Raw genomic sequence first — 19243 nt, 5'->3', positions numbered from 1 at the left:
ATGTCCGGGCGCCGGGGACGGTCCCGCGCGCCACCGTCCGGTCCGGCGCCCCCCCGGTGGCACCCGCTCCCCGGCCGCCGCGGGATGATCGCGGGGCCGGCACAACGGTCGGCGCAGTCGAGGGGAGCCCTGCCGTGACCGGACGTCTGCTGCACGTGGGACCGGTGATCGTCGACGTCGTGATGGATGTCGACGCCCTTCCCCGAGCCGGCGGGGGAGTGTTCGCCTCCTCCGCGCGGACCCTGGCCGGAGGAGGATTCAACGTCATCGCCGCCGCGGCGCGCGCGGGCATGGAGGTGGTCTACGCGGGGTCGCACGGGACCGGGCCCCACGGGGACCTGGTCCGTGCCGCGCTGCGCTCGGAGGGGGTCGCGGTGGCGCACGCCCCCTTCCCCGACGCGGACACCGGCTTCTGCGTGGCCCTGGTGGACGGCGACGCCGAACGCACCTTCATCACCCGGTTGGGCGCCGAGACGGAGGTGTCCCTGGCCGAGCTGCGCACCCTGCGGCCCCGCCCGGGGGACTCCGTCTACACCGTGGGGTACTCGCTGCTGCCCGGACCGCGCGCCGACGACCTCCTCACCTGGATCGGCGACCTCCCCGAGGGGGTGCGCCTGGTCCTGGACCCGGCGCCGGTCGTGGGCGACCTTCCCCGGCGGACCCTGGACCGGGTCATGGCCCGCGTCGACCTGCTCAGCCTCAGCGCCGCCGAGGCCGCGACCGTGACCGGGAGCACCGCCCCCGAGGAGGCCGCCGCGCTCCTCCTGCCCCGGATCCGCCCCGGCGGCACGGTGGTCGTGCGCGACGCCGCCAAGGGCTGCGCGGTGGCCGGGGCCGGGGACGCACCCCTGCGTGTGCCCGGTTTTCCCGTGCGCGCCGTGGACACCAACGGGGCGGGCGACGCGCACGTGGGCGTGTTCACCGCCGCCGTGGCCGGCGGCCTGGCCCCGGTGGAGGCCGCCCGCCGGGCCAACGCGGCCGCCGCGCTCTCCGTCACCCGCCGCGGACCGGCCACGGGTCCCACGGCGGGGGAGACGGACGCCTTCCTCGCGCGGCACGGGGACGAGGCGCTCCCGGGCCGGAACCGGTGAGCCGACCGGAGGCGCCGCCGGTGAGGCGCGGGCCCTCCGACGGCCGGGCGGCCGGTCCCGGAGGGGCGGGGCCGGGGAGACGGCGCACGTGCGCGGGTGCTAGCTTCCCTCCCGTGACGGAGCACCAGGAGCAGACCAGGGCGGCCTACGACGGGGTCGTCGAGCTGTACGCGTCGATGTTCGCCGACCGGTTGGAGACGCAGCCGTTCTCGCGGAACATGATCGGCACCTTCGCCGAGCTGGTGCGCGGGACGGGCAACCCGCGCGCGGCCGACGTCGGGTGCGGGCCCGGGCACCTGACGGCCATGCTGCACGAACGGGGGCTGGACGCCTTCGGGCTCGACCTCTCCCCGGCCATGGTCGACCACGCCCGGCGGGCCCATCCGGCGCTGCGGTTCGACGAGGCGCGGATGGAGGCCCTGCCGGTCGGGGACGGCGCGCTCGGCGGCGTGCTGGCCCACTACTCGATGATCCACACCCCGCCCGCGGAGCTGCCCGCGCTGCTCGCCGAGCAGGCACGCGTCCTGGCGCCGCAGGGACTGCTCCTGGCCTCGTTCTTCGCCACCGACGGACCGGAGCCGGTCCGCTTCGACCACAAGGTGGCGCCCGCCTACAGCTGGCCGGTGGACCGCTTCGCCGCGCTGATGGCCGGGGCCGGGCTCGTCCCGTTCGCACGGCTGGTCCACGACCCGGCCTCCGAGCGGGGCTTCCTCGACGCCCACGTGCTGGCCCGCCTGGACCGGACGGGCGGATCCGGGCAGAGCGCCCCCTGAGGAGGGGCGGGGGAGCCCGCGGCCGTGCCGTGACGCAGGACCCGGGCCCCCTCGCCCGCGCCCCCCACGGGGCGGCCGGCCCGCTCCGGGGACACCGACGGCCCCGCCGGTCCGGGTCAGGCGGCGTCGACGACCTCGTGCAGGCGCAGCCGCCGGTTGAACCCGCCGGCCACCCGCGCGACGACGGTGCGCGGCAGCAGACGCGCGGGCCAGGTCATGACCCGGTTCACGGTCCGGCCCGGGTAGGACACCGCGCGCCGCCGGGCGTAGTCGTCCAGGGTGTGGGCCGCGACGGTGGCCGCCGTGTCGGCCTGCGGGCCGATCGTGGCCGAGGTGCCGTCGAAGAAGCCGGTCGCGATCGCGCCGGGGTGCGCCGCCATGACGTGGACGCCGGTGCCGCGCAGCTCCTCGGCCAGCGCCTCGGTGAAGGAGAGCACGAAGGCCTTGGTCGCGCCGTAGCTGGCCTGGTACGGCATGGGCTGGAAGGCCGCGGTGGAGGAGACGTTGACGATGCCGCCGGAGCCGCGGGCGACCATCTGCGACCCGATCGTGTGGGTCAGTGCGAGCAGGCCGCTGACATTGAGCCCGACGGAGGCCAGCTGCGGCCCGAGGGGGCGGCTCAGGAACGGGCCCACGCTGCCCATGCCGGCGTTGTTGAGCAGCAGGTCGACGGTCAGGCCGCGCTCGCGCAGCTCCCGCAGGATCCGCTCCGGGCCGTCCGGGGCGGCGAGGTCGCCGGTGACCACCTCGGCCACCCCGGCGCCCGGAGCCCCGGCCCCGTGGCCGCCGTGCCGTTCCCGGATCTGCGCGGCGAGCTCATGGAGGTCCGCTTCCGAGCGGGCCAGCAGGACCACCCGCGCTCCCCGGCGCGCCAGTTCCAGGGCGTAGGCCCGCCCCAGCCCCTTGGACGCGCCCGTGACGAGCGCGGTGGTACCGCGGTAGTCGTCTTTCACAGGTCCCCCTTTGTTTCGAGTCTCGAAGTATCAAGCTAGCATGATCCTTCGATGCTCGAAGCGTTTGTAGAATGGCGGCATGACCACACCCGAACTCACCGCGGTGGTCGCCGCGACCCACGACATCTGGATGCGGACCAACGACCTGATCGGGCAGGCGCTGGCCGGGCACCAGCTGACGCCGGCGACCTTCCAGGCGCTGTGGGCCGTCGACCCGGACGAGCCGCCGCCCTCGATGAAGGTGATGGCCGAGCGCCTGTACTGCAACGCCCCGAACCTGACCTTCCTCACCAACCAGCTCGCCGACAGGGGCCTGGTCGAGCGCGCCGTGGACCCCGACGACCGCCGCTCCCGCGTCCTGGTCCTGACCGACAAGGGCCGTGCGGTCCGCGACGAGCTGGTCCGGGCTGCCCTGGAGAAGTCCCCGCTGGCGGCGCTCTCCGACAGCGAGCTGAGGCAGCTTATGGCCCTGCTCGGCCGCGTGGTTCGACACGGCTGAACCACCGGGCGGGAACGCTCTGCCGGCGCCGCGCCGTCCCGGCGGGAGCCCCCGGCGGCCCGAACCGGTCGGACGGCCCACGGCCCGCCCGGTCGACCCCCGAACCGCGAAACCGGACGGAGCCGACTCCGGGGCGCGCGCCCCGGCGGTCACCGTCCCCGGCTTGGGGTCCCCGTCGGCCTAGGAACGCCCGCCCACGGCGGTGAGGGGCGCGGGGACGGTCGCGGGCACGGCGCCCTGAGGCCGCGCGGACGGACCGGCCGGCTGCCCGGGGACGAGTGCGCCCGCGCGCCGGAACCCGCTCGGGCTGACGCCCCGGATCCGCTTGAACGCCGCGCTGAAGGCGAACGCGTCGGAGTAGCCCACGGCGCGGGCGACCTCGGCGACGGTCGCCGACTCCCGCTCGACCAGCAGGTCCGCCGCGAGCGTCATGCGCCAGCGGGCGAGGTAGGTCAGCGGCGGTTCGCCGACCAGGTCCGCGAACCGCTTGGCCAGGGTCGAACGCGACACCCCGACCCGCACGGCCAGGGAGGCGACCGTCCAGGGCGCCGCCGGTTCGGCGTGCAGCAGGCGCAGCGCGGCGCCGACCACCGGATCGCGCTGGGCCGCGTACCAGGCCGGCGGCTCGCCGCCGGGCCGGTCGAAGTAGTCGCGCACCGAGCAGACCAGCAACCAGTCCAGCAGCCGGTCCAGGACCACCTGCTGGCCCGGGGTGTCGGCGGCGACCTCGGCCGCCAGGTGCTCCATGACGGGATCGGCCCCGCCGCCGGAGGCCACGCGCAGCACCACGGGCAGCGCCTCCAGCAGCCTGCGGCTGACCTCGCCGCTCGCCGCGTAGGCGCCCACCACCAGCGTCGTCGCGCCCTCGCCCGGGACGCCGCAGCTGTCGCTCCAGCCGACCCGGTGCCGTGTCCCGCCCTGCTCGGGCGTCGCGCAGTACTCGCCGCAGTCGACCGCCTCGGCCCGGGTGCCGGGCTCGTCCACGAAGGAGAAGGGCGCGGGACCCCGCACGATGACCGTCTCCCCGGCGCGCAGCGGCTCGGGCGGGAGCCCCTCCGGCACGATCCAGCCGCCCCCGCCCAGGACGGTGCACAGCGTCAGCGGCGCCCCGTCCACGAAGCGCAGCGCCCACGGCGGGGTCAGGGTCGAGCTGCCGAACAGCGAGCCCTGGGCCCGCATCCCCCGGAAGAGGTCACCGAACGCGTCCATGCCCACGAGATTAGACGATCGCAAAGGCCATCCGGTGTCTCACCCATGGAATCGTCCGGACGGATGCCGTTGAATCGCAGTCATGAACAACGACACCACCCTCGTCCTCGGCGCCACCGGCAAGACCGGCCGACGGGTCGCCGCCCGCCTGCGGCTGCGCGGCCTCCAGGTGCGCGCCGCCTCCCGCACCAGCCCCACACCCTTCGACTGGTCCGACCCCGGCGGCTGGGACGCGGCCCTGCGGGGCGTCACCGCCGCCTACGTGGTGCCCCCGACCGTGCCCGGACCGGTGCACGAGTTCGTGGAGCGGGCCGGGGCCGCGGGCGTGCGGCGCCTGGTCCTGCTCTCCGGGCGCGGCGCCGACACCTGGGGCGACTCCGATTTCGGGCTGGACATGCGCTCGGCCGAGGACGCCGTGCGCGGCTCGGCACTGGAGTGGACCGTCCTGCGGCCGTCCAACTTCGCCCAGAACTTCGACGAGGACCTCTTCCACGCCCCACTGGTCGCCGGAGAGCTGGTGCTCCCCGCCGGAGCGGTCCCCGAACCGTTCATCGACCTGGAGGACGTCGCCGACGTGGCGGCCGCGGTGCTGGCCGGACCCGGAGAGCACGCCGGGCGGACCTACGAGCTGACAGGGCCGCGCGCGCTGACCTTCGCCGAGGCCGTCGAACTGATCTCGCGCGCGTCCGGGCTGCCCATCGCCTACAAGCAGGTCTCCCCGGCCGAGTACACCGCGGCCCTGGTCCGGGAGGGCTGGGGCGAGGACGACGCCCACCACGTCGCCGAGATGTTCGTGCTGATGGAGCGCGGGGTGATCGCCGCGACGACGGACGGCGTCGCCGCCGTGCTGGGACGCGAGCCCCGCGCCTTCGAGGACTACGTCGTGCGGGCCGCCGCGGCGGGAGCCTGGCGGCCGTGACCCCCGCGGCGGCCGCCCCGGGACCTCCCCTCGCGTCGGAGGGCGGGAGCCCCGCACGCCGGGACGGCCCCCGGCCGCCGCCGACCCCGTACTCCGCGCCGCCCGCCCGCGCACGCGCGAGCGGACGGCGCGGACCGCCCACTGTCACCACCGTGTTCGGAGAGGAAAGCGATGAGCACCACCACCACCGACCTGCTGACCGCCGAGGACCTGGAGTTCCTGCGGCGTCCCCTGCACGGGTTCCTGTCCGTGGCCGGGGGAGCGGAACCGACCCAGCCCCGGCCCGTGTGGTTCGAGGCCACGGACGAGGGAACCCTCCAGCTCTTCACGGAGCCGGACGCGCTCAAGGTGCGGCGCCTGCGCCGCGACCCCCGCGCCTCGATCGTCGTCGCGGCCCCGGTGGGCGAGCGCGAGCGCTGGGTGTCCGTCGTCGGCCGCGCCACGCTGGAGGCCGACGGGGCGCGCGAACTGGCCGCCCGCCTGGCCGCCCGCTACTGGGATCTCGAGGACCCGGCACGCGCCGAGGAGCTCGCGGGCATGCTTGCCGACGACCACCTCCGCGTCGTCATCCACCCGCAGACCGTGCGCCGCCTGACGCACTGACCCGCGCCCCGGGCGCCCGCCGCGGACCGGCTCCGCCCCGGGCGCCCGGCACGTTCCCGCGCCTCCGGGACCGCGACGGCGCCGCCCCGCCCGATCCGGGCGAGACCCGCGTCGTCCCAGCTCCCCGCGCCAGGCCCTTTCCCGGTCCCCGTCGACGCATGACATCTGTCATGCCGGAACCGTGCGGATCGCGCGGGAAACCCATGACCCGTGACACTCCGTCACGGCTCGGCTCCGGCCTAGGTTCGAGGCATGGACCCCGACGACCACCGCTCCCCCTCCCGGCCAGGCCCTGCCGCCGCTGCCCCCCGCGCAGGCGGGGACGGCCGCCGGCGCCCGGCCCGGGTGCCAGGGGGCCGGGTCGCGGGCCGACAGCGGCGTCGGGACCGACACAGGTGAGGACGGACATGGGACGAAGGCGTGGAGCAGGACGGAACTGGGCCGTGGCGGCGGCGATCGGCCTCGCCGGGCCGCTGGTCGCGGTACCGGCCGCGGCCGACGAGCAGGGCACGGAGCCCGCGGGGCGGGTGGAGTGGGGCGCCTGCCCCGAGGAGGTGGCGGCCGAGGCGCCCGGGATGGAGTGCGGCCTGGTGCCCGTGCCCCTGGACCACTCCGACCCCGGGGGCGCGCAGATCGAGATCATGGTGTCCCGGCTGGCGAGCCAGAACCCGGACGAGCGGCGCGGCGTGCTGATGTTCAACCCGGGCGGCCCGGGCGGCTCCGGGCTGACGATGCCGGCGGACCTGGTCTCCCGGGGCCTGCCCGCCGAGGTCGCGGACAGCTACGACCTCATCGGCATGGACACCCGCGGAGTCGGGTACTCGGCGCCGATCAGCTGCGGTTTCACCGACGAGCAGGACTACCGGGGCGCCATCCCGCCCTACGCGGTCGACGACGCGGCGGTCGTCGACCAGGCCGCTGCCGCCGAGGCGGTCGCCGCCCAGTGCGCCGACAACGACCGAGACGACAGGCTGCGCCACGTGTCGACGGCCAACATGGCCCGCGACCTGGACCTGATCCGGGAGGCGCTGGGAGAGCCGAAGACCAGCTTCTACGGGGCCTCCTACGGCACGGCGCTGGGCGCCGCCTACGCCTCGATGTTCCCCGAGCGCTCCGACCGGATCGTCCTCGACAGCAACATCGGCGACACCCACCTCGACCACGAGGGGATGCGCAGGTACGGCCTGGGCGCCGAGGAGACCTTCCCGGACTTCGCGCGATGGGCCGCCGAACGCCACGACGAGTACGGCCTGGGCGAGTCGGAGGAGGAGGTGCGCCAGACCTACTTCGCGCTCGCCGGGCGCCTGGACGAGACCCCGGCGGACACGGCCGGCGGACCCGTCGACGGAAGCCTCTTCCGGCTGTCCACCTTCGTGGGGCTCTACAGCGAGCTGTCCTACCCCGTGACGGCGCAGGCCTGGCAGGAACTGCTCGCCTCCGACCCGGCGGCGGCCGGGGAGCTGCCGGACGGGATCCCGGACACCGGCGGGGCGGCCCCCGGCGCCCGGCCCGCGACGGACGCCGGGCTGTCGCCGTACGACAACACCTGGTCGGTGTTCCTCGCCGTCACCTGCAACGACGTCGAATGGCCCGAGGACGTCGACACCTACCGGCGCAGCGTCGCCGAGGACCGCGAGAGGTACCCGCTGTTCGGCGCCGCCTCCGCCAACGCCATGCCCTGCGCCTCCTGGTCCTCCGGACCGTCCGAGCCGCCGGTGGAGGTCCTCGACGAGGGGCCGAGCAACGTCCTGATCGTGCAGAACCGGCGCGACCCGGTCACACCGCACCTGGGCGGGGTGCTGCTCGACGAGAAGTTCGGCCAGCGCTCCCGGCTGGTGAGCGTCGACGGCAGCGGGCACGGCGTCTACGTCAACGGCGACAACGCGTGCGCGCAGGACGTGACCACGGCCTTCCTGGTCGGGGGTGACCTGCCGGAGCAGGACACCTCCTGCCCCGCCTGAGCGACCCGGGGCCCGGGACCCGACGGACCCCGGCGCCGCTCCCGCCGGCCGGCGGGAGCGCACAGGAGGAACAGGGGTGACCGCGGTCCCCGTGGGGGCGGGCGGGGCGGCCGTCCCCGCCCCGCCCGCCCCCGCTTCACGGGACGCGCGGGACCGCCACCACCGGGACGGGGCACCCCCGGTCCGACCGCCGCGCGCCCCCTCGCCCCCGGAACCGCCCGCCCCTGCGGGACGGGGCGTGCGGGGACCGACCACCGTCGAAACACCCACCCACCCTCACGCCGGGGCGGCCCCGAGGCCGCCGAGGCGTTCCCACACGACGACAGGGAGCCCGAGATGCTCAAGGAGTGGCAGCGGCGCCGAGCCGCGCGACGTGTAGAACCCGGGAACGGCAAGCCGCTGAAGCCCTTCCGCTGGTGGCAGCCGCTCTCCCGTGCCCTGTTCCACCTCCCGCTGCGCAGCGGCGACGGCGGACGGACGGACTACGCCGTCGAGGTCCGCTACGCACAGCGGTTCTTCTCCGAGGACGGCAAGGGCAGGGCCCACCTGTACCTCGACGGCAGGCACCACGCCGAGTCCAGGCTCCCCGCCGCCTTCCCCGTCCTGGGCGGCACGATCGAGGTGGCGCTGACACCCTTCGGCCTCAAGCGCTGCCACTACGTCACCGACGGGGGAGCCGAACACCAACTCGTCCCGGACCGGCGCTCGGGCGAGGGGCGGCGTGCGCGCCTGGACCGCGAGCACCCCGTGCTGAGCCGCGCTATCGGCCTCTGCTCGCTGGTCCTGCTCGTCGTCCCCGCGCTCCTCCTCGTCCCGCAGCTCATCGAGGCGGCCTTCCAGGTACCGCCCGTGACCGAGCGCTTCGGAACCTTCACCTCACCCGTCCAGCTGCCGCTCTGGCTCAACATCGCGCTCACCCTCGGCGCCTCCGCGGCGAGCACGGAGCGCGCGCTGCGCCTGCGGTACAACTGGCTGCTGGACTCCGCCGCCCAGGGGGAATGACGGTGCGGCCCGCCGACCGGCCACCGGGCGCCCCGCCGACCGTCGCGCGGACCGCGCCCGCGCCGCCCCGCGGCCAAGGGCGGGGCGGCGGCCGGGAACGGGTTTTCCCCTGTTGGAGGCTTCGGGGGCTGCCCCCCCCAGCAACAGGACGACAACCCTCAACCGTTCTTTCAAAGATACGGTTGAGGGGTATGAGCCAAGACATTCGAGACTTCGCGACCCCGCCGTGCGAGCTGCTGGCCCTCGGCGAACCGGTCCACCCCACGCAGGAACCGGCCTTCGGGGACGTCCGCAACGACATCTTCGCCTCGCTCGCGGACCTGGGCTACCGGTCCATCGCCCTGGAGACCGACCGGGTGGCCGCGCTCGCGGTGGACGACTTCGTCCGGCACGGGCGGGGAACCCTCGACACGGCGATGGACGAGGGCTTCTCGCACGGCTTCGGGACCATGGAGGCCAACCGGCGGCTGGTCGCCTGGATGCGCGCGTACAACGAGGGCCGCCCCGCCGAGGAGCGGCTGGCCTTCCACGGCTTCGACATCCCGGCCGAGAACACCAGCGCGCCCAGCCCCCGGCTCCACCTGGAACACGTGTGCGACTACCTCGGGATCGCCCCGGACCTCGCGGACCTGCTCGGCGACGACGAGCGGTGGAGCCGCCAGGAGGCGATTCTGGAACCGGCGGCGTCAGTCGGCGCCGGCCCCGCGGCCGAGCGGCTGCGCGTGATCGCCGACGACATGCTCACCTCGCTCCACGCACGCGCACCGGAACTGGTCGCGGCGACCTCCCGCGCCGACTGGTTCCGGGCCCGCACCCGCCTCGCCGCCGGTCTCGGCCTGCTGCGCTACCACGGGCAGGCGGCCCGGCGCATCGAGGAGAGCGCACGCATCTCCGGCCTCCTGGCCACCAGGGACGCGCTCATGGCCCAGAACCTCCTGGAGATCCGCGGCATCGAGGCCGAACGCGGCCCCACGCTCGCCTTCGCGCACAACAGCCACCTGCAGCGCAACCCGAGCTCGATGAGCATGGCGGGCATGGACCTCGGCTGGCACTCCGCGGGCTCCGTCGTCGGCGCCCTGCTGGGCCGGCGGTACACCGTCGTCATCGGCAGCCTGGGCCGCAGCGGGGCCCTCGGGCTCGCGGAGCCGGAACCGGACACCTACGAGGGCCTCCTCCAGAGCCGCGCCACCGGCTGGGGCCTGACCGGGGCGGCCGAGATCGCCTCCGGGCGCACGCGCACCGACGCCCGGCCCGAGAGGGGCTACTTTCCCCTCGACCGGGCGCTCGTGGAGGCGGCCGACGCGATCCTGCACGTCGACGCCGGCCCCGCGGCGCCCGGGGGAGAGGACCGGGCATGACCAGCCACCGCGCGGCACGGCCCCTGCACCCGCCCGGCCGCCGGAGCCGCCCCGCCCACACGCCGCCCACCCGCGGCTGACGCGAAGCCCACGCCCCGACCACGGGCGCCCCTCCACCCCGGTCGGGTGGAGGGGCGCCCCGCGGGCCCGCTCCCGCGAGAGGGTACGGCGCTCAGTAGTACACGGCGAGCGGTCCGCGCGGCCCCTCCACCACGGTCACCGGCGTCTCGAACACCCGTGTCAGCACCTCGCCGGTCATGATCTCCGCCGGGGTGCCGAACTCCACGACCGCACCGTCCTTTACCGCGCAGATCCGGTCGGCGTAGTGGCCCGCGAAGTTGATGTCGTGGAGCACGACCACGACCGTGCGCTCCAGCTCCTCCGCCACACGGCGCAGGTGCCGCATCATCTGCGCCGAATGGCGCATGTCGAGGTTGTTGAGCGGCTCGTCGAGCAGCACGTACTCGGTCTCCTGCGAGAGCACCATCGCCACGTAGGCGCGCTGGCGCTGCCCGCCCGAGAGCTGGTCCAGGTAGCGGTTCTCCAGCCCGCCCAGGTCCAGGAAGTCGATCGCCCGGCTGACGACCTCCTCGTCGGCCGCCGTCAGCCGCCCCCGGGAGTGGGGGAAGCGCCCGAAGGCCACCAGCTGGCGCACCGTCAGCCGGGTGACGAAGTGGTTCTCCTGGCGCAGGACCGAGACGACCTTGGCCAGGTCCTTGGACGCGGTCCTGGCCACGTCGTGGCCCGCGATCTCGATCACCCCCGCATCCAGGCCCAGCAGGCGGCCCGTCATCGTCAGCAGCGTCGACTTGCCGGCCCCGTTCGGACCCACCAACGCGGTCACACCGCCCCGGGGGATCCGTAGGTCCACGGGGCCGATCGCGACCTCGCCGCTGTACTCCTTGCGCACACCGCTGAGCGTGATCACAGCCGGCCCTTTCTGAGGATGACGAACAGGAACACCAGGCCGCCGACGAGCTCGATGATGATCGAGACCACGCCGTTGGCGTAGAAGACGTTGCGCATGACGAAGTACGCGCCGCTGAGCACGACGAAGCACGTCAGCACCGCCACCGGGAAGACGTACCGGTGGGCGTGGGCGCCGGTGAACTGGTAGGCCAGGGTCGCCACCAGGAACCCCAGGAACGTCATGGGCCCCACCAGCGCGGTGGAGACCGCCATGAGGACCGAGACCAGGAAGAGCACGCGCATGGTCTCGCGGCGGTGGTCCAGCCCCAGGCCCGTGCTCGCGTCACGCCCCAGCGCGACCACGTCGAGCCGCCGCGAACCCGCCCACAGCAGGCCCGCCGCGCCCAGGCACAGCGGGACCGCGAGCGGCAGGTAGGACGCGTCGGCGTTGGAGACGTTGCCGAACAGCCGCGCGGCGAGCACGTCGAACTCGCTCGGCGTGAGCAGGCGCTGCATGAACGTGGAGACCGAGGCCAGGCCGCCGCCGATGACGATGCCGATCAGCAGCATCACCTGGAGGTTCGCGTACCGGCCCGACAGCAGCCACCCGTACAGCAGCATCGCGAAGCCCACCATGAGCACGAGCTGGAGCGCGAACTGCGGCAGGCCCTGGACCGCCACGACCCCGGCGACGCCCAGGAAGTACACCGCCGTGGTCTGGACCGCGACGTAGAGCGCCTCGAACCCCATGATCGACGGGGTGATGACGCGGTTGCCGGTCACGGTCTGGAAGCCCACCGTCGCCACGGCCTGGCAGATCGCGACCACGGCCATGACCACCAGGTCCGTCCCGCGCATCTGCGCGATGCGCCAGAACCCGTCCGAGCCCACGGGCATCGGGTTGTCCCAGGCGAGCAGGCCGAAGCCGAAACCGGCGGCGAGCACGCCGAGCACCGCGACGACGGTCCGGTAGCGGCGGCGGGCGCGCCGGGTGGGCAGGGCCCCGGAGGAGCGTTCGGGCGGTGCGGGGAGCGGCCCGGTCGTGCGGGACGCGGTCGTCTCAGCCATGGCGGCGCTGCCTCAACAGGAGAAGGACGAACACGGCGGCGCCCACGACCCCGAGGATCAGGGACACGGGCACCTCGAAGGGCATGATGACGACCCGGCCGATCAGGTCGCAGACCGTGACGGTGCCGACGCCCAGCAGGCACACCCACGGCAGGTTGCCGCGCAGGTCGTCGCCGCGGAACATCGAGACGACGTTGGGGACGATGAGTCCGAGGAAGGGCAGGTTGCCCACGACCACGGTCACCACGCCGGTCGCCACCGCGATGAGGCCGGTGCCCAGCAGGACGACCCGGCCGTAGTCCAGGCCGACGTTGGTCGCGACCTCCTCGCCCAGCCCGGCGACCGTGAACCGGTCGGCGGCGACGAACACCGCCACGGCCGCCAGCGCCACGATCCACAGCAGCTCGTACTGGCCCCGCAGCACGGAGGTGAAGCTCCCGGCGAACCACACGCCGAGGTTCTGCAGCATGTCGGTCTGCAGCGCGACGAAGGTCGAGACGGCGCTAACGACGGCGCCCAGCATGATGCCGATGATCGGGACGATGAGCGAGGAGCGCAGGGTGACGCGGCGCAGGAAGAGGAAGAACACCATCGTGCCGACGAACGCCGCCAGGACCGCGCCGAGCATGCGTGCGCCGATGCTCGCGCCGGGCACCAGGACCATCACCGTGAGCAGGCCCAGCCCGGCCCACTCGGTGGTGCCGGTGGTCGTCGGCTCCACGAAGCGGTTCTGGGTCAGCAGCTGCATCACCAGGCCCGACATCGCCATCGCCGCGCCGGCCAGGACGAGGGCGACCGTGCGGGGGACGCGGGTGATGGCGAACATCTCGCCGCCGTCGTCCGCGCCGAAGACGTCGTACACGCCGGTGAACAGCGAGAGCACGACCAGGGCGCCCACGACGGCGGTGCCGACGAGCAGTTTCCCGTCGAGGAGGCGTCCCCCGCGCCGCGCCCGGGGGGCGGGGGTCTCGGTCGTCATGCCCCGCTCCCTCCCTCGCGCCGGCGGGCGCCGGCGGCGTCGCCACCGCCGGCGCGTGCCGTTCGGTCGGACCGGATCACGCCCGGGCCTCCAGCGCGTCGGCGAACGCGTCGAAGAACTCGGTGTAGGTCTGGATGCCCTCGTTGGTGTAGGTGTCGGCGGGCATGTAGAGGATCTGCTCCTCCTGCACGGCCGTCACGCCCGAGAGCGCCTCGGAGTCCGACAGGATGTTCGAGGCGGGCTCGTACCCGGCCTCGTCGGAGGCGACGGCGGCGTCGCGGTCCATCACCAGGATCCAGTCGGGGTCGGAGTCGGCGATCGCCTCGACGGAGATGTCGTCGCCCTGGTGGTCGTCGCTGGCGCCCTCGACCTCCAGTGCGGGGGTGAGGCCGAAGATGTCGAAGGCGGGGCCGAGCGTGCGGCCCACGCCGGGTGCCAGGTAGCCGATCTCGCCGCCCGAGGTGCTGACGGCCATCACGGACTCGCCCTCGTCGTAGGCGGCGTTCACCCGTTCGACGGCCGCGTCGAGGCCGGCGACGAGCCGGGCGGCCTCGTCCTGCTTGCCGAAGACCTCGCCGAGCACGGTGACCTGGCGCTTGAGCTCGGCGTCGAAGGGCTCGCCCTCGCGCGGGTCGAGCTCCAGGATCGTGGCCTCGGGCACCAGGGAGGCGATGTCGTCGTGGTACTGGGTGAAGCGCTGCCCGTTGACGACGACGTCCGGCCCGGCGGCGACGATCGCCTCGAGGTCGGGCTCGTTGTGCGTGCCGACGTCGATGACCGACTCGTCCTGCGCGTAGCCGACGGTGTCCGGCATGAGGGACACCGCGCCCGCGGACAGCTCCACGCCCCAGTCCGAGATGGTCTCGAAGGTGCGGTTGTCGAGCGCGACCACGGACTCCGGAGGGGAGGCCACGGTCTGGGCGCCGTTGTTGTCCTCGACCTCGATCGTGCCGCTCGGGGCGGAGGCCTCCTCGGCGTCCTGTCGGCCGGAGGCGCAACCGGAGAGGAGCAGGGCGGAGGCCAGGGTGATCGAGAAGGCGGTCAGGGGACGGCCGGGGGACTGCATGGAGGTTCTCCTTCGCTCACTTGAACAAAGGGGAGCCTAACCTAACTCTCGGGTGAAATGTGCATGGATGTGCCCCTATGAGGCGTTTTTCTCAACGGGGGCGTCCGGCGGCAGGGTGTGAAGAGGGCCTGTGATCCCATGATTGGAAAGGAGCGTGGGGAGCCGCGCCCCGGCCGGCGGCCGCCCCTCCGGCGTGGTGGGAGGGGCCCGTGGTCGGCCGACCACGGGCCCCAGTGGCGCCGGGGCGGCCGGGGTCAGGGGGTGACGACGGCGAAGTCGGGGTCCGTGTCGTCCAGGAGGCCGAACAGCGTGGTGAGGACGTCGGTGTCGCCTTCGGTCGTGATCCCCTCCAGGCTCTGCGTGGCGATGAGCCGCAGGAGCTGTGCCTTGGTCAGGGTCAGCGTCAGGTCGGCGTCACTGCCGTCGTGGGCGGTGGTCTGGACGAGGACGCCGTTGGCGAGCTCCAGCCTGACCTCCTCCACGGGATCGGTGAAGTTCCAGTCGATGGTCAGGGTGGTGTCCCAGGCGCGGGGGCCGTCGACACGGACGGCCACGGAGTCGAAGACCTGCGCGATGCTCAGGGCGCTCATGACGTCGGGGGAGGCGCTGTCGATGGGCGTGGGAGCCTTGTTCCCGCGCAGTTCCGCCGCCCCCTGGAGGTAGAAGTTCCGCCAGGTGCCGTTCTCCGCACCGTGCCCCAGGGCGTCGTAGACCTCGGCGAGCAGTGCGCGCGCCCCGGTGTCGCCGGGGTCGGCGAACACGACGTAGTCGAGGACCTGCGCGGCCCACCGCAGCTCCCCCGCCTCGACGGCGGCCCCGGCCTTCGACAGGACCTCCCGGGCGCCGCCCATGAACTCCACGTGCTTCTTCGCCGACTCCTCCGGCGGCAGTGCCCACAGGTGGGCGGGGTTGCCGTCGAACCACCCCATGTAGCGCTGGTAGACCGCCTTGACGTTGTGGGAGACCGAACCGTAGTAGCCGCGGGCGTGCCAGGCGCCCTCCAGGGCGGGAGGCAGCTGGATCCTCTCGGCGATCTCGGCGCCGGTGAGCCCCTGGTTGAGCATGCGCAGCGTCTGGTCGTGCAGGTAGGCGTACAGGTCGCGCTGCTGGGACAGGAACAGTGTGAGCTCCTCCGTGCCCCAGGTCGGCCAGTGGTGCGACGCGAACAGCACGTCGGAGCCGCCGGAGAACAGCTCGATGGCCTCCGTGAGGTAGTTCGCCCACACGTGCGGGTCCCGGACGAGCGCGCCGCGCAGCGTCAGCACGTTGTGCAGGGTGTGGGTGGCGTTCTCGGCCATGCACAGGGCCCGCCGGTCGGGGAGGGAGAAGTTCATCTCCGCGGGCGCCTCGGTCCCCGGGGTCAGCTGGAAGACGATCCGGACGCCGTCGACCACCACCTCCTGCCCGGTCCTGGTGACGTACGTGTTCGGCTCGATCAGGGAGATCGTCCCGGTGGAGGTGGTGGGCCCCAGGCCCGCGCCGATCTGGCCCGCGGCCCCCTTGGGCAGCACAGCCCCGTACATGAAGACCGATCGCCGGTTCATGGCGGTGCCGGCGTAGACGTTCTCCGCGACCGCGTGCTCGAGGAAGCCGGAGGGCGCGATGACCGGGACCTCCGTGCCGTCGGGGATCACCCCCCGTACCCCGCCGAAGTGGTCGGCGTGGGAGTGACTGTAGATCACCGCGGTCACCGGGCGTTCGCCGCGGTGCTCCCGGTACAGGGACAGTGCGGCCGCCGCGCACTCGACGGACAGCAGGGGATCGACGACGATGACGCCCTGGTCGCCCTCGACGAAGGAGATGTTGGACAGGTCGAAGCCCCGTACCTGGAAGATGCCCTCGCAGACCCGGTAGAGGCCGTGCTTGGCGGCCAGCTGCGACTGGCGCCACAGGCTCGGGTTCGCCGTGTCGGGCGCCTCGCCGTGGAGGAAGGCATAGGCGTCCAGGTCCCAGACCACCCGTCCGGCCCCGTCCGTGATCTGCGGTTGTGACGCCGTTCCGAGGAAGCCCTTGTCGGCGTTGTCGAAATCGGTCCGGTCGTCGAACGACGGCTGGGTCACAGAGGGTCTCCTTCGGAAGCTCGGGTCGGTGGCGCACCCACCCCATCCCCCGTCCGATGACGCCGAATCGTAGTCAAAGTATGGCTTTAGGTAATGATGGTGGGTTCGGCTCGGCGCCGGACACCCACTCGCATGGCGGCGCCGTGGCGCCGTTCGGGGCGGACCGCGCGGTCGGCTGCTACGGGGCGGGCGGCTCCGCAGGAGGGGCGCCGTCCGCCCTGCGCGCTAGGCTTCCCCGCCCTCGATCAGCCGCACGGCCCGCCCCCAGTCCTCGGAGTGGGTCAGCCACCGGAACAGGGGAAGCCTGCGGCGTTTGCCGTCCGCGGCCTCGAAGACGATTCGGCCGCCGTCGACCAGGAGGCGCTCACCCGGGCGGGTGGGGCCGATGTCCAGGCGGCCGACCCAGCCGGTCCCGCTGAGCGCGAGGCGGCCGTCGGAGTAGCGCGCCAGCTCGAAATGGTAGCGGCGCAGGTGCAGGGGGCCGACGATCAGCAGCAGGATCGCGACGACGATCATCGGGGCGAACGCTCCGGCGAAGAGCAGGAGCAGGTTGAGGACGAGCAGGGCCGCGCCCAGGACGATGAACGTCCAGCCGACGACCGGTGAATTGCGGGCCTGGAGCGTCTGTGAGGTCGTGCGCTTCTTCTCGGGCACGAGGGGATCCCTCCGGGGGAGTGATGGTGCCTCACCTTCCTCCCGCCGCCCGGGTTTGTCCAGACGTGTGGCCGGGGTCGGCTCAGGACTTCCCGGTCGGGCACGGGACCTATGCGGCCGGTGTGCTCATCACCGCACCGGTGAGCGACGGCTACGTGCGCTGTCGGGCCGTCCCGGCACTGCCGCCCCAGGCACCGGCCGTGGGCGCCCACCCCGCCGACGGTGCCGTGTTCAAGCCCGGCAACCGGGGGCGGACCCGTCAAGGCCACGCCCTACGGCGATGCGTCCCCGGCGGGACGGTGGGGGCAACGCCGGGCGGATGCAGCCGCGCAGGCCCGACCGGTGTCGTAGGTGCCGCTGCCCGCACGCACCCTCGGGTGCGGGCGGGCAGCGGGGCGGCTCAGACGAGGGGAGCCCGGTCGGCGTCCAGGACGTTGACGCCCTCCGCCTCCAGGATTTCCTCGAAGGCCGCCAGGGAGTCGCCCGTGACCAGGGCCGCCTCGCTCCGGTGGATCGGCAGCAGCCACAGGAACCGCGCGTTCCCCGCCTCCTCGGGCGCATGCTCCAGCGCCGGCCCGTAGGGGTAGGGCGGGCTCACCAGCAGGTGGTCCATGCGCGATCCTTCCGCCCACGGGCCGCCGACGTCGATCACCGAGCCGACGTCGAGCCGGTACTCCTCGAAGGAGTGCAGGTGGCCGACCACGGCCAGGGTCTCGGAGTGGGCCGGGTCCTCGTCCGGAGCCATGAGGAAGAACTCGGTGCCGCCCCCGCTCTCGTGGACGGACGAGCCCACCGTCACGTAGACCCAGCCCTCGCCCTCGTCCCTGGGCGCCACCCGGTACGTGGCGAAGCCCGGAACCCGGTCGAGAAGGGGCGCCTCCGCCCAGGTGGCGTCCTCCACGGCGTGCCCCTGCCAGAAGTCCCGGACGTGCCTCTCCAGCGCGCGGATCCGCGCGTCCTCCCCGGTCGCCAAGGAAACCGACCCTCCGTCGTCGTGCCTTCGGTCCCCGGAGCCGCTGAGGCCCCGGATCGCCCGATACGTGGATGTTCCGAGCGGCCAGACTACGGCTTCCCGACGCCCTCCGGTGCGGGGGAGTCCGTCCCGGACGCGTCCTGGCGCACGCGCTTTTCGGGGTGCCTCGGCAGTGCCGAGTAGACGGCCGTCGTGCTCAGCAGCAGCCCGGTGGCGAAGTACATGATGTACACCGCCCACCCCGGGTGCGCCAGGAGTCCCAGGAGCACGGCCGCGAGAAGCAGCGGCACCACGGTCAGCAGCAGTGACCACCCCACCCGGCCGCCGCCGTGCGTGTCGGCCAGGCGGCCTCCCAACGCGCACAGGGGTATGACCAGACCCAGGAGCTGTACGGGCGCGTAGACGATCTGGACCGCCGTGGTCAGCATCATGGTCCCGTAGTGCAGCTGCGGAAAGGCCGTCATGAACGCCATCAGCAAGGCGAACAGGACCACCCAGTGGACCACGAGCGCGATCAGCCACCGCAGTGCCCACAGGGTCCTTCTCAGCCGCGGAGTCATCCGTACCGTGTTCCGCACCAGTGGTCTGCCTCTCTCGGTGGAGCGCGATGCCCCGAACGTCGCATCGGGGACCGCCAGGGGTCGGAAACGGCGCGGGCGTGCCGCGGGCCTCCTCTGCGGGAAACCCTAGACCGGGGTCTCACGCGGCCCGAACCGGGTCCGAAGCGGAGACAAGCACCGGACCCCGGCCCAGTTCTCCGAACTGTTCGAGGCCTTCGGTCGAACCTCGTCGTGCCGGGCAGCGGTGTGAGCGTCGCCGAGGGCGTGCTCGCCCGACCGCACCCACCAGGTTCCTCCGGGGGAGGGCTCGGGGCCCGGGAGGCGACCGCGCCCCGGTCCCGCGCCACCACGGCGTGTTTACACCGAAGGGCTGAAACGAGGCAAAAGCGAACGAGACATCACAGCAGTGCATTCATCTGTTAACAAGCGTGTCTTCTACCGCCGTTAACGTCTCGTTCCACTGCGTGCTTGGCTGCAAAGTGGCACCAGGAGGCAGAAGGAGGAGTCGTGTATGCCGTTGGACCACAACATGTCCGACTCCTCACGCAAAGCGATCGAGGTCCTCACCGGCATCCAGGTCCCCAGAGCCGGCATCAACAACCTCGG

Annotated in this window: 18 protein-coding genes; 8 read left to right on the top strand and 10 right to left on the bottom strand. The window is 73.5% G+C overall.

Going from position 1 to position 19243, the window contains the following annotated elements; translation table 11 throughout:
• The first annotated feature begins 134 nt into the window (after nt 1-134).
• Complete coding sequence (locus ACFQBR_RS27080; RefSeq protein ID WP_378554750.1) at nt 135-1091, top strand: PfkB family carbohydrate kinase; 957 nt, start codon at nt 135-137, stop codon at nt 1089-1091.
• 113 nt (nt 1092-1204) lie between these two features.
• Nucleotides 1205-1864, top strand: coding sequence for a class I SAM-dependent methyltransferase (locus tag ACFQBR_RS27075; protein ID WP_267944700.1), 660 nt, complete (start codon nt 1205-1207; stop codon nt 1862-1864).
• 116 nt (nt 1865-1980) lie between these two features.
• On the opposite strand, the gene ACFQBR_RS27070 is transcribed toward ACFQBR_RS27075, so the two are convergent.
• Nucleotides 1981-2817 (bottom strand): SDR family NAD(P)-dependent oxidoreductase, encoded by an 837-nt coding sequence (locus ACFQBR_RS27070; protein WP_344184321.1) that lies wholly within the window; start codon nt 2815-2817, stop codon nt 1981-1983.
• 79 nt (nt 2818-2896) lie between these two features.
• Between ACFQBR_RS27070 and ACFQBR_RS27065 the strand changes: the two genes are divergently transcribed.
• Nucleotides 2897-3316 (top strand): MarR family winged helix-turn-helix transcriptional regulator, encoded by a 420-nt coding sequence (locus ACFQBR_RS27065; protein ID WP_344184322.1) that lies wholly within the window; start codon nt 2897-2899, stop codon nt 3314-3316.
• A 180-nt stretch (nt 3317-3496) separates the two neighbouring features.
• Here the strand turns inward: ACFQBR_RS27065 and ACFQBR_RS27060 are convergent, their stop codons facing one another.
• Entirely contained in the window at nt 3497-4525 is a 1029-nt protein-coding gene (locus tag ACFQBR_RS27060) for an AraC family transcriptional regulator (RefSeq protein WP_267944697.1), read from the bottom strand.
• A gap of 82 nt (nt 4526-4607) precedes the next feature.
• Here ACFQBR_RS27060 and ACFQBR_RS27055 point away from each other — a divergent pair, with 82 nt between their 5' ends.
• From ACFQBR_RS27055 to ACFQBR_RS27035, 5 genes are all read left to right on the top strand, one after another.
• The gene (locus ACFQBR_RS27055; protein WP_344184323.1) at nt 4608-5444 is read left to right on the top strand and encodes an NAD(P)H-binding protein; all 837 of its coding nucleotides are present in this window, start codon (nt 4608-4610) and stop codon (nt 5442-5444) included.
• Between the two features lie 171 nt (nt 5445-5615).
• A complete protein-coding gene (locus ACFQBR_RS27050) occupies nt 5616-6047 on the top strand; it encodes a pyridoxamine 5'-phosphate oxidase family protein (RefSeq protein ID WP_344184324.1) in 432 nt (143 codons plus the stop codon).
• Between the two features lie 407 nt (nt 6048-6454).
• Nucleotides 6455-8008, top strand: a complete 1554-nt coding sequence (locus tag ACFQBR_RS27045) for an alpha/beta hydrolase (RefSeq protein WP_344184325.1) — start codon at nt 6455-6457, stop codon at nt 8006-8008.
• A 336-nt stretch (nt 8009-8344) separates the two neighbouring features.
• Nucleotides 8345-9010 carry a hypothetical protein gene (locus tag ACFQBR_RS27040; RefSeq protein ID WP_344184326.1) on the top strand — a complete coding sequence of 222 codons (666 nt, stop codon included), beginning with the start codon at nt 8345-8347 and terminating at the stop codon, nt 9008-9010.
• 191 nt (nt 9011-9201) lie between these two features.
• A complete protein-coding gene (locus ACFQBR_RS27035; protein WP_344184327.1) occupies nt 9202-10368 on the top strand; it encodes an erythromycin esterase family protein in 1167 nt (388 codons plus the stop codon).
• A gap of 172 nt (nt 10369-10540) precedes the next feature.
• On the opposite strand, the gene ACFQBR_RS27030 is transcribed toward ACFQBR_RS27035, so the two are convergent.
• The 8 genes from ACFQBR_RS27030 to ACFQBR_RS26995 all read right to left on the bottom strand — a co-directional run bounded on the left by ACFQBR_RS27030 (nt 10541) and on the right by ACFQBR_RS26995 (nt 18658).
• Nucleotides 10541-11296, bottom strand: a complete 756-nt coding sequence (locus tag ACFQBR_RS27030; RefSeq protein WP_344184328.1) for an iron ABC transporter ATP-binding protein — start codon at nt 11294-11296, stop codon at nt 10541-10543.
• Complete coding sequence (locus ACFQBR_RS27025) at nt 11293-12345, bottom strand: iron chelate uptake ABC transporter family permease subunit (RefSeq protein ID WP_344184329.1); 1053 nt, start codon at nt 12343-12345, stop codon at nt 11293-11295. Before ACFQBR_RS27025 ends, ACFQBR_RS27030 begins: the two co-directional genes overlap by 4 nt.
• The gene (locus ACFQBR_RS27020) at nt 12338-13324 is read right to left on the bottom strand and encodes an ABC transporter permease (RefSeq protein WP_344184330.1); all 987 of its coding nucleotides are present in this window, start codon (nt 13322-13324) and stop codon (nt 12338-12340) included. Before ACFQBR_RS27020 ends, ACFQBR_RS27025 begins: the two co-directional genes overlap by 8 nt.
• A gap of 76 nt (nt 13325-13400) precedes the next feature.
• Nucleotides 13401-14390, bottom strand: coding sequence for a siderophore ABC transporter substrate-binding protein (locus ACFQBR_RS27015; protein WP_344184331.1), 990 nt, complete (start codon nt 14388-14390; stop codon nt 13401-13403).
• Between the two features lie 254 nt (nt 14391-14644).
• Nucleotides 14645-16450 (bottom strand): alkyl/aryl-sulfatase, encoded by a 1806-nt coding sequence (locus ACFQBR_RS27010; RefSeq protein ID WP_344184332.1) that lies wholly within the window; start codon nt 16448-16450, stop codon nt 14645-14647.
• A gap of 225 nt (nt 16451-16675) precedes the next feature.
• Nucleotides 16676-17104, bottom strand: coding sequence for a hypothetical protein (locus ACFQBR_RS27005; RefSeq protein ID WP_344184333.1), 429 nt, complete (start codon nt 17102-17104; stop codon nt 16676-16678).
• A 400-nt stretch (nt 17105-17504) separates the two neighbouring features.
• The gene (locus ACFQBR_RS27000; protein WP_344184334.1) at nt 17505-18077 is read right to left on the bottom strand and encodes a suppressor of fused domain protein; all 573 of its coding nucleotides are present in this window, start codon (nt 18075-18077) and stop codon (nt 17505-17507) included.
• A gap of 89 nt (nt 18078-18166) precedes the next feature.
• Nucleotides 18167-18658 (bottom strand): hypothetical protein, encoded by a 492-nt coding sequence (locus ACFQBR_RS26995; protein WP_378554816.1) that lies wholly within the window; start codon nt 18656-18658, stop codon nt 18167-18169.
• Nucleotides 18659-19243 lie beyond the last annotated feature (585 nt).

Source organism: Nocardiopsis tropica, from assembly GCF_042660575.1.
GTDB classification, from domain to species: Bacteria; Actinomycetota; Actinomycetes; order Streptosporangiales; family Streptosporangiaceae; genus Nocardiopsis; species Nocardiopsis tropica.
This window is presented reverse-complemented; position numbering and strand designations above follow the sequence as displayed.